General features: G+C 64.8%; 12 protein-coding genes. 4 read left to right on the top strand and 8 right to left on the bottom strand.

Going from position 1 to position 13787, the window contains the following annotated elements; genetic code table 11:
• Window positions 1-4 precede the first annotated feature (4 nt).
• Window positions 5-790, bottom strand: a complete 786-nt coding sequence (locus NKJ75_RS27640) for a ComF family protein (protein WP_196814971.1) — start codon at window positions 788-790, stop codon at window positions 5-7.
• A gap of 72 nt (window positions 791-862) precedes the next feature.
• Between NKJ75_RS27640 and NKJ75_RS27635 the strand changes: the two genes are divergently transcribed.
• Window positions 863-1735, top strand: a complete 873-nt coding sequence (locus NKJ75_RS27635) for a methyltransferase domain-containing protein (protein ID WP_352500423.1) — start codon at window positions 863-865, stop codon at window positions 1733-1735.
• Window positions 1736-1747: 12 nt separating this feature from the next.
• Here NKJ75_RS27635 and NKJ75_RS27630 read toward each other — a convergent pair whose 3' ends face one another.
• From NKJ75_RS27630 to argJ, 5 genes are all read right to left on the bottom strand, one after another.
• Window positions 1748-1930: a Flp family type IVb pilin gene (locus NKJ75_RS27630; RefSeq protein WP_023672984.1), complete on the bottom strand. Its 183-nt coding sequence runs from the start codon at window positions 1928-1930 to the stop codon at window positions 1748-1750.
• Between the two features lie 127 nt (window positions 1931-2057).
• Window positions 2058-2366, bottom strand: a complete 309-nt coding sequence (locus NKJ75_RS27625; RefSeq protein ID WP_023686679.1) for a hypothetical protein — start codon at window positions 2364-2366, stop codon at window positions 2058-2060.
• A 97-nt stretch (window positions 2367-2463) separates the two neighbouring features.
• Window positions 2464-2880: an 8-oxo-dGTP diphosphatase MutT gene (gene mutT, locus NKJ75_RS27620; protein WP_023685791.1), complete on the bottom strand. Its 417-nt coding sequence runs from the start codon at window positions 2878-2880 to the stop codon at window positions 2464-2466.
• Window positions 2877-3626, bottom strand: a complete 750-nt coding sequence (locus NKJ75_RS27615; protein ID WP_023713717.1) for a GNAT family N-acetyltransferase — start codon at window positions 3624-3626, stop codon at window positions 2877-2879. Before NKJ75_RS27615 ends, mutT begins: the two co-directional genes overlap by 4 nt.
• 29 nt (window positions 3627-3655) lie before the next feature.
• On the bottom strand, window positions 3656-4897 hold the full coding sequence (gene argJ / locus NKJ75_RS27610) for a bifunctional glutamate N-acetyltransferase/amino-acid acetyltransferase ArgJ (protein ID WP_352500422.1): 1242 nt from the start codon (window positions 4895-4897) through the stop codon (window positions 3656-3658).
• A 169-nt stretch (window positions 4898-5066) separates the two neighbouring features.
• Here argJ and NKJ75_RS27605 point away from each other — a divergent pair, with 169 nt between their 5' ends.
• On the top strand, window positions 5067-6296 hold the full coding sequence (locus NKJ75_RS27605) for a caspase family protein (protein ID WP_023731046.1): 1230 nt from the start codon (window positions 5067-5069) through the stop codon (window positions 6294-6296).
• Between the two features lie 114 nt (window positions 6297-6410).
• Entirely contained in the window at window positions 6411-6998 is a 588-nt protein-coding gene (locus NKJ75_RS27600) for a TetR/AcrR family transcriptional regulator (RefSeq protein ID WP_023714960.1), read from the top strand.
• A gap of 46 nt (window positions 6999-7044) precedes the next feature.
• Here the strand turns inward: NKJ75_RS27600 and NKJ75_RS27595 are convergent, their stop codons facing one another.
• Window positions 7045-7965: a peptidylprolyl isomerase gene (locus NKJ75_RS27595; protein ID WP_023698962.1), complete on the bottom strand. Its 921-nt coding sequence runs from the start codon at window positions 7963-7965 to the stop codon at window positions 7045-7047.
• A 244-nt stretch (window positions 7966-8209) separates the two neighbouring features.
• Between NKJ75_RS27595 and secA the strand changes: the two genes are divergently transcribed.
• Complete coding sequence (gene secA, locus NKJ75_RS27590; RefSeq protein WP_023672992.1) at window positions 8210-10942, top strand: preprotein translocase subunit SecA; 2733 nt, start codon at window positions 8210-8212, stop codon at window positions 10940-10942.
• A gap of 217 nt (window positions 10943-11159) precedes the next feature.
• Here the strand turns inward: secA and NKJ75_RS27585 are convergent, their stop codons facing one another.
• Window positions 11160-13748, bottom strand: coding sequence for a helix-turn-helix transcriptional regulator (locus tag NKJ75_RS27585; RefSeq protein WP_352500421.1), 2589 nt, complete (start codon window positions 13746-13748; stop codon window positions 11160-11162).
• Window positions 13749-13787: the final 39 nt, after the last annotated feature.

Genomic DNA, 13787 nt, shown 5'->3' with positions numbered 1-13787 from the left:
GACCTTATATAGTCGCGGACTCGTCGGCCCGAAAGTCCCCCGGCAGAACACGCGCGAAGGTCAGCACATCGACCGCTCCGGCGCCGCCCTTCTTCAGCGCCCTGGCGACCGAGCGTACGGTGGCGCCGGTGGTATAGACATCGTCGACCAGAAGCACGCGGCGCCCAGTGATCTCGATTTCGGCTTCCGCAGGCACACGGAAGGCGGCGCGGACATTGGCCTCGCGCTCCTGCCGCTCCAGCCCGACCTGCTGGCGCGTGAGCTTGACGCGCCGGACCGCCGAGGGCGAGAAAGGCAGCCCGCTAAGCTGCGCAACCGCCCTTGCCAACTCCGCCGACTGGTTGAACTGCCGGCGAAAGAAGCGCCGCCAGTGCAGCGGCACCGGTACGACGACATCGGCGTCTGCAATTAGCTCAGCGCCGGCGCGCAGCATCCAGCGCGCCATCCACGGCGCCAGATCGGTGCGATCCTGGTATTTCAGACCTTGCACCATCTGGCGGGCGACACCTGAATAGGCCACGGCCGCCCGCGCCCGCTCGAACGGCGGCGGATCGGCGATCGCCTCGGCCGACAGGAATCCCTCGCCCATATCGTGCGTGAATGGCGTGCCCATCACCGCGCACCATGGCCGCTCCAGCAGCCTGAGTTTCGGCCAGCAGGCACCGCACAAAACGCCGGGTTGCGAGACGTGCCTGCGACAGCCGGCACAGACCGGCGGGAACAGCATCCGCGCCGGCCAGTCCAACATGGCCAGTTTCAACATGGTTTGAGCGAGGCTCTTGATCTCCATCACCGGATCGGCCACGTGGTTTTGTCGTCCGCGCCAGGATATCACTAGACGGACAAACAGGGATGTCTACCGTTGCAGCCGATCATCGATACTGAACTTTGGCTGGTGCGCAAGCGCAGGGCGCTGGCCCACCCCGTAGCCGGCGCGGATTTTCTGATGCGGCGGGCGGCGGAAGACCTTGCCGACCGGCTCGGCGCGGTCGAGCGGAAATTCGGCAAGGCCGCGGTGCTGTTTTGCCAGACGCCGGACGCAACGGACGTGGTCGCTGCAAGCGGCAAGGCAGCGGAGATCGTGCGCGTCGAGGCAGATCCAGCGTTTCTGGACGGCCGGCCAGGGCTGATAGCACCGCTGGAAACAGTGCCGTTCCAGCCGGAAAGCCTCGACCTCGTCGTTTCACTTCTGTCGTTGCAGGCGATGAACGACATTCCCGGCATGCTGGTGCAGATCCGCCGCGCTCTGCGGCCCGACGGGCTTTTCCTCGGCGCCTTTGCCGGCGCCGGCACGCTTTCCGAATTGCGCGAAAGCCTGCTCGCCGCCGAGACCGAGCTCTATGGCGGCGCCAGCCCGCGTGTCATCCCCTTCACCGATGTTCGCGACGCCGGCGCACTGCTGCAGCGCGCCGGACTGGCGCTGCCGGTGGCCGACGTCGAATCGGTGACCGTCCGCTACGATACCCTCTTCGACCTCATTGCCGATCTCAGGGCGATGGGCGAAACCAGCGCGCTGACTGATCGCAGCCGGCGACCGGGAGCGCGAAAGCTTTTTACCCGTGCCGCCGAAATCTATGCCGAACGCTTTTCGGACGCTGATGGCCGCATCAGGGCAAGCTTTTCCATCGTCTGGATGTCGGGCTGGGCGCCCGATGCCTCGCAGCAAAAGCCCTTGAAACCGGGTTCGGCGAAGGTCTCGCTGAAGACGATACTGCAAAACCCCGGCGGGCGGTGACGGCGCTCCGGATCAGTGCTCGGCGAAGGCGTTTGCGAGCCTGCTGTTGTTGTCGCTGAACAGAAACTGGATCGCATTGCTGGCCTTGCCGACACCCCCGACGATGGCAAGCGACAGCACCGCAACGATCAGGCCATATTCAATGGCCGTGGCGCCTGTTTCGTCCTGCAAAAATCGGCGCAGCAATGGCTTCATGATCGTCGATCCCTCTCATCCCCGACCATATCGCCGACCTGTTAAGAAAGGTTAACGGCACAAGCTTAACAGGCTGTGAAATGGGCCTACGTTGAGGAAGTTCTCAAGCTGGTGTCGACCTTGTTGGTCAGCAGTCGCCGCTGCGTTGGCCGTCGGCGCGGATGATGCAGACTGAGTTCGGTGAGGGCTGCAGCACGCTTCTGCGCAGCGTATAGGTGGCCCGCGAGCCGATCGAACCCGTGCTCATCGGGTCGAGACCGCCTGCAAGAGCATCGCGGCTGGATGATCGCGTCTGGTTGTCCAGCACGGGGACCGCGATCAGCGCCAGCGCCACTGCGGCCGAGCCGAACAACAGCGTGACGCGCAATAAGCCGACGCCGGCGGCGCGAAAGCTGCGATCTGGCCGGATCGAGTCCCATTCCCTGTCGAGGCTCATGCAATCGCTCCCCGCGAACCCGCTTTGCCGCAATTTTTCACGACGAGATAAATCTTCCATTAACGCTGGCTAGATCAGACCGCGAAATGGCTTTGTATCACAACAGGTCGATGAGGAACTGGATTAGCGGCGCGTCGGCCGGCGGCATGGGATAGTCGCGCATCTGCTTTGGCCGCACCCATTTCAACGCCTGCCCTTCCCTGGGCTGCGCGATGCCGCGGAAGCGGCGGCAGACGAACAGGGGCATCAGGAGATGGAAATCATCATAGGAATGGCTGGCGAAGGTGAGCGGCGCCAGGCAAGGAATGTCAGTCTCGATGCCGATTTCTTCCTGCAGTTCGCGGATCAGGCATTGTTCCGGCGTCTCGCCTGGCTCTACCTTGCCGCCGGGAAATTCCCACAGGCCGGCAAGCTGTTTGCCCTCGGGCCGCTGCGCCAGAAGCACCCGCCCATCGGTATCGACCAGCGCGCACGCGGCGACCAGCAGCAGGCGTTTGCCGGTGATCTCGCTCATGCGCCCGGCGGCCGGCGATAGTGGTAGCGATAGACTTCGTCGAAGCCCAGCGAGCGATAGAGCGCCAGCGCCGGCGCATTGCCGGCCTCGACCTGCAGCCAGGCTTCGCGAGCGCCACGCAGCCTCGCCCACTTCAGCGCCGACAGGATCAGGTTGCGGCCATGGCCCTGATTGCGCGCCGACTTGGCGGTGGCGATCTCGAACAGGCCGGCAAGATCGCCGTCATGGACGCAGATCAGCACCGCCAGAGGGTCGGCCCCTTCCTCCAGCGCAAACAGCCCGACTTCGGGTTGGATGGCGCCGATGATTTCCGAAAGACCGGGCCGCAGCGATGCATCCGAGCCGCTGACCTTGAGCGACGCGCCGAGAAAGCGGCTGATATCCTTCAGCGGAATCTGGTCCATGGCCGGCGCCAGTTGCGCGTCCGCCAGCGGCAGCCGCATCACCAGGGATTCGTCGAATGTGCTCCAGCCCTCATTGTCGAGATGCTTGGCTAGGTCCGGCCCCGACAGCGGCGAGATGCGGAAGGTCAGCGGCCTGCCATAGGCGTCGAAGCGCCGGCTGGCGCGGCCGATGCGCTCGGCAATGTGCTGGGTGTCGCCGGGATCGAGCGGGTTGACCGAGTTCAGCCGCTTGGCCGGATGGCCGGCTGTCAGCCGCACCACCCAGGTGCCGTCATAATGCACGGCCGCCGCCGGCCAGGCGCGAAACCCCGCAGCCTCGTAGCGGCGCACGATGGCGAGCATGCTTGCCGGATGCCTGGAAGCCAACTCCATCAGCTCCGGTAATCGCCATTGATGGCGACATATTCCTTGGTGAGGTCGCAGGTCCACACCGTCGCCTTGCCGCGGCCGATACCGATATCGGCGCGGATGCGAATGTCGTCGCGCTTCATATAGGCCGAGGTCGCTTCCTCGGAGTAGCCCGGGTCGCGTTCGCCCTCATGCGCCAGACGGTTGTCGCCGAACCAGATCGACAGCCGGTCGCGATCGGCCGGCTCGCCGGCCTTGCCGACGGCCATGACGACGCGGCCCCAATTGGCGTCCTCGCCGGCAACCGCCGTCTTGACCAGCGGCGAATTGGCGATGGACAGCGCGATGCGCTTGGCCGAGCGCGCCGATTTGGCGCCGGTAACGGTGACTTCGACCTGCTTGCGGGCGCCCTCGCCGTCGCGCACCACTTGCAGCGCCAGCGATTTGAGCACCTTGCCCAGCGCCCGGCGGAACGCGCCGAGACGCGCATCCTTGGGATCGCTGATGGCGGGCGCGCCGCGCTTGGCAGCGGCTCCGGTGGCGAACAACAGCAGCGTGTCGCTGGTCGAGGTGTCGCTGTCGACGGTGACGGCGTTGAAGGTCTTGGCCGTGCCGCGCGACAACAAGTCCTGCAGCACGTGGGCGGCGATCGGCGCATCGGTGGCGATGAAGGACAGCATAGTCGCCATATCGGGCGCGATCATGCCGGCGCCCTTGGAGATGCCATTGATGATGACGTCGGTGTCGCCGAGCTTGACCGTCGCTGTCGCCACTTTCGGATAGGTGTCGGTGGTCATGATGGCCTTTGCGGCCTCGGTCCACAGATCCGGCTTGCCGTCCTTGACCAGTCCGGCGAGCAAATGGCTGAATTTGGTGGTGTCGAGCGGCTCGCCGATTACCCCGGTAGAAGCGAGGAACACTTCGCCTGGCGTGCAGCCTGCGGCCTTGGCCGCGGCCTCGCCGGTCAGTTGGGTGGAGGCGCGGCCCTTCTTGCCGGTGAAGGCGTTGGCGTTGCCGGAATTGACGACCAGCACCCGCGCCTTGCCGGCGCCAAGGTTCTCGCGGCAGAAGTCGACCGGCGCCGAGGGGCATTTCGACTTCGTGAACACGCCGGCAACCGCTGTGCCGGCATCGAAGACCATGGCCAAGAGGTCGGTACGGTTCTTGTACTTGATCCCGGCCTCTGCGGTGGCGATGCGCACGCCCTCAATGGCAGGCATTTTGGGATATTTCTTCGGCGCGAGCGGCGAAATCGTTGCGGACATTGGAGACCTCGGGCGAGGGAAAAACGCTGGGCGAAGGCCGGTTTGCCCGATAGCACGGCCCGGCGCAAGGGCGTTTTCTTGGCCGCCGCTGTCGGCAAGCCACCAGGGATTAAGCTTGCATTTCAAATCCGTTGGCGTCACCGGGGCCTCTGGCGTTATGATATCGGCCATGGGCAGGCTGGTGATCTTGGCAGTGGCGTTTATGGGGCTTTTGCTCCTGAGCGCCGATGCGCAGCCGGAACGGCGCGTGGCGCTGGTCATCGGCAATGGCACCTATGCCGAAGCCGGCACGCTCACCAATCCGGTCAACGATGCGCTCGATATTGCCGGCAAGCTGCGCTCGATCGGCTTCGAAGTCATCGAGGGCAACGATCTCGGCAAGCGCGAACTCGAGCGCAAGATCGGCGAATTTTCCGATGCGCTGGAAGGTGCGGGCGTCGGGCTTTTCTATTACGCCGGCCACGGCCTGCAGGTGGAAGGGCGCAACTACATCGTGCCGGTCGACGCCCGGCTCGACATGCCGGTCAAGCTGCAGCTCGAAGCCGTGCCGATCGACGAAGTCCTCGACATCATGGAGCAGCAGACCAAGGTCAGCCTGGTCTTTCTCGATGCCTGCCGCAACAATCCCTTTGCCCGCAGCCTGAGCCGCACCGCCACCACGCGCTCGGCAACGGCGCTTGCCGGTCTGGCGCAGTTCGATTCGACGCGCGGCTCCTTCATCGCCTTCTCGACGGCGCCAGGCGCTGTCGCCATGGACGGCACCGGACGCAATTCGCCGTTCGCCGCCGCCCTGCTGCGGCACATGGCCGAGCCCGGCCAGAGCATCAACGACATGATGATCGCGGTGCGCCGCGACGTGGTCTCCGAAACCCGCGAGGGACAGCGCCCATGGGAACAGGGTTCGCTGCTCGAACGGTTTGAGTTTGTGCCCGGCGGCGAAACGGTCGCACAGCCGAAGCCCGCCGTCCCCCCGGCGCCCGAAACAAAGGTTGCGGCACTCGAACGGTCTGTAGGCGACGACAAGACCGCAATCGAGAAATTCCTGCGCGACGACTATCTTGCGCCCGATGCCGCGGCGATCGGCGAGACCGTCAAGCGGCTCTATGCGCCTTCCGCCACCATCTTCGGCACGCGCTATGACAGCGACGCCGTCGTCAAGCTCAAGACGGACTGGTTCGCGCAATTTGCATCCTGGTCGTTCAGTCTCGAGCCCGGCAGCCTCGAGGTGACGCCGCAGGGCGAGAACCGCGCCGAAGCCGTGTTCGCGATGAGCTACGACTATATGTCGAAAGACAAATCGGCGGCGCGCATGACCGGCAAGGCACGAGTCACGCTTGGGCTGGTGAAGAGCGACGGCCAGTGGCGTATCGCCTCGGAAACCTCGCAAGCGATGAACTGAAAATGCCCGCGAAGGGCGAATGTGAGACCTGCTTCTACAAGCGCTGGAAACGGGCCGTTTCGTTTGCCTGCCAGCTCACCTATATTGCCGGCGAGATTGTTGGCGAGGACAGACATGGGCGAGGATCCGGCGCGCAGATCGATCGGGGCGCGGCGCAACCCAGACAGCGCCGAGGCCATTCTCGAGGCCGCGGAGGCGGTGCTGGTCGAGGCCGGCTATGCCGGCTTCTCCATAGAGGCGGTGGCGCGGCGGGCGCGCGCCGGCAAACCCACGATCTATCGCTGGTGGCCGAGCAAGGCGGCCTTGCTGTTAGAGGTCTACAAGCGGCAAAAGCGTGTCGACGTCCCCGATACCGGCAGTCTCGAAGACGACCTCGTCGGTTTCCTGAGGAACCTCTTCGCGCATTGGCGCGACACATCCTCGGGCAGCGTATTCCGCTCGCTGATCGCCGAGGCCCAGTCGGACGAAGCGGCGGCCGCGGCCCTGACTGGCTATGCCGATGGGCGCGTGTCCCACACCGCTCGGATCATCGAGCGCGCCAAAGCGCGCGGCGAGGTTGCGGCCGATATCGACGCAGCGCTGGTCGCCGACCTCATCGCTTCCTATGCCTGGAAACACCTTTTGACCAACCGGCTGGACGAAGATGAGGCGACAATCCTTGCCACTGTCCGCTATGTGATGTCAGGCATCTCCCGCAATTGAAAAGGGCGCCGAACGGCGCCCTTTGCATGTTTTTTCGGTGCCGGCCTTACTTGCCGGCTTCCATCGTGTCGACGGCCTTCTTCAGATTGGCGTCGGGGATTTCGACCTTGGCGGCGCCGCGCAGCTGCTTGACCAGTGCGAAATACTTGTCGCGGATCACCGCCTGCTTGGCCTGGTCCTTGACGTCGTCGAAGGCCGGCGGCTGTTTGGTGCGCTTGTCCTCGAGCTTGATGACATGCCAGCCGAATTGCGTTTGCACCGGCTCCTTGGTGTATTTGCCGATTTCGAGCGCAACTGCCGCCTTGTCGAATTCCGGCACCATCTGCCCCGGGCCGAACCAGCCGAGATCGCCGCCATTGGTCTTGCCCGAGGGATCGCTGGTATGCTCGTTGGCGAGCTTCTGGAAGTCGGCACCGCCATCGAGCTGCTTGATAATCGCCTCGGCCTCTTCCTTCGTCTTCACGAGGATGTGACGGGCATGAATCTCATTGACCGGCGGCGTGCTGGCGATTTCCTGGTCGTAGCGGGCGCGCACCTCGGCATCGGTAACCTTGTCGACGACGCCCTTCTCGACCATCTCGCCATGCAGCGCGCGCTGCTGCAGGAACGCCATGCGGCGCTGGAATTCGGGATCCTTGTCGAGCCCGGTAGCGACCGCCTGGGCGGCCATGACGCGGATTTCGATGGCTGCCGAAAGGGCGGCGGCGCGGCGCTGCTCGGGTGGCAACTGCGAGAACTGCTGCGACAGCTCGCCCTCGGCAAGCCCAAGGTCCGCCTCGGTCAGCTTCTGGCCATTGACGGTAGCGATGACGGCGTTCGGATCGACGGGGGCTGCCGCCGGCACTGCTGCGGCAGCGGCCGGGGCGGGAGCGGCTTCCTGGGCCATCAGCGGAGACAGCGACAGAGCCGACAGGCCGAAAGCCAGGCCAAGGCTGGCGAGCGACGCACGGCGAAACAGTAGGGACATCAAGATTAACTCCAAGGGGGGATTGGTAGGGCTTGCAGATCAGCCGGATTGTGGCGGAATTTGGCGCTGCCCATAGGGCTAACGCGGCGTTGACATCAGTTGAGCCCCCTCTTATCTGTCCAACGACTTTGCGTCCAGAACCGTTTTCCGGGCGCTTTTTGTGTTTGTCCGCGTTTCACGCGGAATTGATGGGGCCGGCCGGCGCTCATCTCAAAATTGAGAATTCTATCGAAAGGACCATCGGATGGTCAGTCTCGGCGGTCTCGCCCGTAAGGTTTTCGGTTCCTCCAACGATCGTCGCGTAAAATCGACCCGGCCGCGTGTCGAGGCGATCAACGCCATGGAAAACGAGATGCGGGCGCTGTCCGACGCCGAGCTTCAGGCCCGCACGGAAAAATTCCGCCAGGATATCGCCAACGGCGCTACGCTCGATGACCTGCTGGTGCCGGCCTTCGCCACCGTCCGCGAGGCATCCCGCCGCGTGCTCGGCATGCGCCCGTTCGACGTGCAGCTGATCGGCGGCATGGTGCTGCACAATGGCGGCATCGCCGAAATGCGTACCGGCGAGGGCAAGACCCTGGTCGCCACCCTGCCCGTTTATCTCAACGCGCTTGCCGGCAAGGGCGTCCATGTCGTCACCGTCAACGACTATCTCGCCACCCGCGACTCCGAATGGATGGGCCGCGTCTACAAATTCCTCGGCCTCTCGGTCGGCGTCATCGTCCATGGCCTGTCCGACGAGGAGCGCCGCGTCGCTTACGCGTCCGATGTTACCTATGCCACCAACAACGAGCTCGGCTTCGACTATCTGCGCGACAACATGAAGTATGAGCGCGCGCAGATGGTGCAGCGCGGCCACAATTACGCGATCGTCGACGAAGTCGATTCCATCCTGGTCGACGAGGCGCGCACGCCGCTGATCATTTCCGGTCCGCTCGAGGACCGTTCGGAAATGTACAACACCATCGATGCCTTCATGCTGCAGCTCGGCCCGGCCGACTACGAGATCGACGAGAAGCAGAAGACCTCGATCTTCACCGAGGAAGGCACCGAGAAGCTGGAAAACCTGCTGCGCGCGGCCGGCCTGCTCAAGGGCGAGTCGCTCTATGACGTCGAGAACGTCGCCATCGTCCACCACGTCAACAACGCGCTGAAGGCGCACCGGCTGTTCCAGAAGGACAAGGACTACATCGTCCGCAACGACGAGATCGTCATCATCGACGAATTCACCGGCCGCATGATGCCGGGCCGCCGCTATTCGGAAGGCCTGCACCAGGCGCTCGAAGCCAAGGAGCATGTGGCGATCCAGCCGGAAAACCAGACGCTGGCATCCGTCACCTTCCAGAACTATTTCCGCCTCTACAAGAAGCTGTCCGGCATGACCGGCACGGCGCTGACCGAGGCCGAGGAGTTCGGCAACATTTACGGCCTCGAAGTCACCGAGATCCCGACCAATCTGCCGGTCATCCGCAAGGACGAGGACGACGAGGTCTACCGGACGGTCGAGGAGAAGTACAAGGCGATCGTCAAGGAGATCAAGGAAGCGCGCGCCAAGGGCCAGCCGACGCTGGTCGGCACCACCTCCATTGAAAAATCCGAGCAGCTGGCCGAGCGCCTGCGCAAGGAAGGGTTCAAGGATTTCGAAGTGCTGAACGCCCGCCATCACGAGCGCGAAGCGGCCATCGTCGCCCAGGCCGGCAAACCCGGCGCCATCACCATCGCCACCAACATGGCGGGACGCGGCACCGACATCAAGCTCGGCGGCAACGCCGAGATGCGCATCGAGGACGAACTGGGCGACATGCCTGCTGGTCCCGAGCGCGAGGCGCGCGAAAAGGAAATCATTGCCGATGTCGAGCGCCTGAAGGAAAAGGCGCTGGCCGCCGGCGGCCTCTACGTGCTGGCCACCGAGCGCCATGAATCGCGCCGCATCGACAACCAGCTCCGCGGCCGCTCCGGCCGCCAAGGCGACCCCGGCCGTTCGAAATTCTTCCTGTCGCTGCAGGACGATCTGATGCGCATCTTCGGCTCCGAGCGCATGGACGGCATGCTGCAGAAGCTTGGCCTCAAGGAAGACGAGGCCATCATCCATCCGTGGATCAACAAGGCGCTGGAAAAGGCGCAGAAGAAGGTCGAAGCGCGCAACTTCGACATCCGCAAGAACCTGTTGAAATACGACGACGTCTCGAACGACCAGCGCAAGGTGGTGTTCGAGCAGCGCATCGAATTGATGGACGGCGAAGGCCTGTCCGAGACGATCGCCGAGATGCGCGAAGGCGTCATCGAGGAGATCGTCACCAAGAACATCCCCGAAAACGCCTATGCCGAGCAGTGGAACGTCGCCGGCCTCAAGGCCGAGGTCGCCGAATTCCTCAATCTCGACCTGCCGGTCGAGGACTGGGTCAAGGAAGAAGGCATCGCCGAGGACGACATCCGCGAGCGCCTGACCAAGGCCGCCGACGCCGCCGCCAAGGAGCGCGCCGAGCGCTTCGGCCCAGACGTGATGAGCTATGTCGAACGCTCGGTGGTGTTGCAGACGCTCGATCATCTGTGGCGCGAGCACATCGTCAACCTCGACCATCTGCGTTCGGTCGTCGGCTTCCGCGGCTACGCCCAGCGCGATCCGCTGCAGGAATACAAGAGCGAGGCGTTCGAGCTGTTCCAGGCGCTGCTCGGCAATCTGCGCCAGGCCGTCACCGCGCAATTGATGCGCGTCGAACTGGTCCGCCAGGCCGCCGAAGCACCGCCGCCCGAAGCGCCTGAAATGTTCGGCAGCCACATTGACGGCACCACGGGCGAGGACGATTTCGAGGGCGGCGAGACCGCACTTCTGGTCCGCCAGGAGAGCAACGCCATCGTCGCTCCCGAAGACCGCGATCCGAACAACCAGGCGACCTGGGGCAAGATCGGCCGCAACGAAGCCTGCCCCTGCGGCTCCGGCAAGAAATACAAGCACTGCCACGGCGCGTTTGCTTGATCATTAGGTCGGCGGGACAGCACCCCCCTCTGGCCTGCCGGCCATCTCCCCCTCAAGGGGGGAGATCACGCAGTTGCGGGCCCCACTTCCTTTTCAACTTCGACAATTGGCGAAAGCCTTGATCACAGCCAATCTCCCCCCTTGAGGGGGAGATGTCCGGCAGGACAGAGGGGGGTGCGAAGGATCGCGACCTCTCGGTCCAACCCTCGTCAAAACCTCACAACAACCCCGAATCGCGCGCGGTCGCTGTCGCCTCGCCGCGCGACACCGCATCCAGCTTGCCCAGCACCGCCGAGACATGGTGATCGACCGTCTTTGGCGAAATCGTTAATTGCTCGGCGATCCGCTTGTTGGAGAGGCCGCGTTCGATCAGCTGCAGCACCTGCATCTGGCGCAAGGTGAGGCCGGCGAGGTTGGCGCGCGTCGAGCGGCGCGGGCCGCGGGCGATGCCGCCAACGCCGTTCTTGCGCATGATATCGCGCAGGCGCTGGGCTGCCGGCCTTGCCCCCAGGCCGTCAAAAATATCCAATGCCAGCCGCTGCCCCTCGTCGTCGCCGAGGATGAGCGCCAGTCCGCGCTCGTATGGCGCATTCAATTCGGCCCAGAGTGCCGAAGCCGAACGCCAGTCGCCGGTTAGAAGCAGCCGGTATGGTGTCGCCATGTCGGCGGTGTCGCCGGCCGGCATATCGGGAGAGAGCAATGTTCGCCACAAAGCCAGCTCCCCGACATGGGCACGCGAGCGCACCGGCGCTTCCGCGCGGGTGATCAGCGCCAACGCCTCTTGCCTGTCGGCCAGGCCCAGCCATGCCTGCTCCGCCATCAGCGCCGCGTAAGAGCTCAGCATCTGCAGGTCGCCGCCGCTTCCGACCAGGCGCGCCATTTCGGCGAACAGCGGCTCGGCCGAGGGATCGCCGCGCCTCAGGCGCAGTTTCGCCAGTGCCAGCAGCGCCGGAAACCGGCCCACGGTGGTTGTCCGCTCATTGTCGATGACATCGCTTGCCGTCGCGGCGGCCTCATCCCATTGGCCCTGACGCAGTTGCACATCGGCCAGCATGCCCCTGAGATAGTCGCGCCAGGTGCCGAGGTCGTTCTCGGTGCAATAGTGGATGCCGCTCTCGAGCACCGGACGTGCCGCGTCGTAGCTCATCTGGGTGATCTCGAAACAGGCGCGGTTGGTGAAGGCGCGCGCGGCATGTTCCTGGAAATTGCCTTGGAGCGCAATTTCAAGGCTTTCGTCGAGGCGCAGGCGTCCCGCATCCGGATTGAGCCACTGCTCGACGCAGCCGACATTGTTGAGGGCATGCGACGCGATGTCGGGACGGTTCATCCGCGCAGCCAGCGCCGCTGCCTTCTCGCCATAGAACAGCGTGTCCTCCACCCTCTCCGACAGCATCGCCAGATGCGAAAGGTTCGAATAGGCCATGGCGAGTTCGGGACCGGCGGGAGCCGCTTCCAGCATCGCCACAGCCTCGGCGCCGAAGGCGGCCGCCGCCTCGCGGTCATCGCCCATTTCGCTCAGCCGGGAGAGCCATCTCAGGCTGTCGCCCTCCTTCAGCCTGTTGCCGTCTGCCTGATGCAACCGGCGCGCCTGTCCCTGCGCTGCAAGCGCATCATCGATCTTGCCGATGAGATGGCACTCGAAGGCATGACTTTCGTAGAGCGCGGCGCGCTCGATCACCGGCAGGCTGTCGGCCTGCTGCAAGGCGATCTCGTAATAGCCGGCGGCATCGCGATGGGCGCCGACGCGCGACGCCTCGCGCGCGGCGATTGGCGCAAGTTCGCGCACCGCCGCCAGATTGTGCGCCTCGACCGCATGATGCACCAGGCGGCCTGTGGAGACGTCGCCATTTTCGAGCAGTGCCGCCAGCGCACGCTGGTTGAACTGCCGCCTGTGCGACGTCGTCAGCATCATTTCGATGGCGCGTCGCGCGATGTCGTGGCGGAAGGCGTAGCCGTCGCCCAGATCGTCAAGCAGGCCGTTGGCGACACACTCGGCCAACTGGCCGGCGCTGGCGACGCCGCACAGGCCTTGCAAGGCCCAGGCGTCGGCGCGGCGCGGAAACACCGACACCGCGTCGAGCATGGCCCGGGCGCCAACCGACAGCCGCTCGGCCCGCGCCAGCACCGCGTCGCGCACGCTTGCCGGCAGCGCCATTTCGTTTTCGGCGCACAACAATTCGGTGACGAAGAAGGCATTGCCTGCGGTCGCCCGGTAGATGGCGTCGCCATCGCGGCCGGCCGCATCGGCGAGCGACAGCACGGCCGCCTCGCTGAGCAGCGGCACGTCGATGCGCGCCACGCTGCCGGCCGGGATTTCGCCCAGGGCGCGGCGGACCCGCATCTGTCCTTCGCTGCGGTCGGTGCGGGCCGTCAGCAACAGCAGGATGTGGGTGTTGACGATACGCCGGCCGAGGAAGCGCACGAAATCGAGCGTGGCATCATCGGCCCAGTGCAGGTCTTCGATCACCAGCAGGCTCGGTCCCTTGGCCGCAAAGGCGTCGAGCGCATCGGAAAACAGCGGCAGTCTCTGCCCATGCCGGGCGTCGATTGCGCGCGGCAGCGCCCATTGCGCCTCACGGGCCAGATCGTAAAGCGGCCCCAGCGGATCGGGGATCGACAGATCCTCGCAAGCGCTGCGCAACATTGCCGCGCTCTGCCCGACACGGGCCGCGAACGCCTCGACAATCGCCGTCTTGCCGGCGCCGGCCTCCCCCGCCAGCACCGCGACTCGGCCATGGCCGCCTATTGCACCGCCAAGCAGTGTCTCGAGCTGCTGCAGCTGCGTCTGCCGTTCCAGAAGCATCATTGTCATCGTCTCACAGGATCGGAGTTTTCCCACCATGGC

Source organism: Mesorhizobium sp. M0058, from assembly GCF_040323095.1.
In the GTDB taxonomy this organism is placed as follows: Bacteria; Pseudomonadota; Alphaproteobacteria; order Rhizobiales; family Rhizobiaceae; genus Mesorhizobium.
This window is presented reverse-complemented; position numbering and strand designations above follow the sequence as displayed.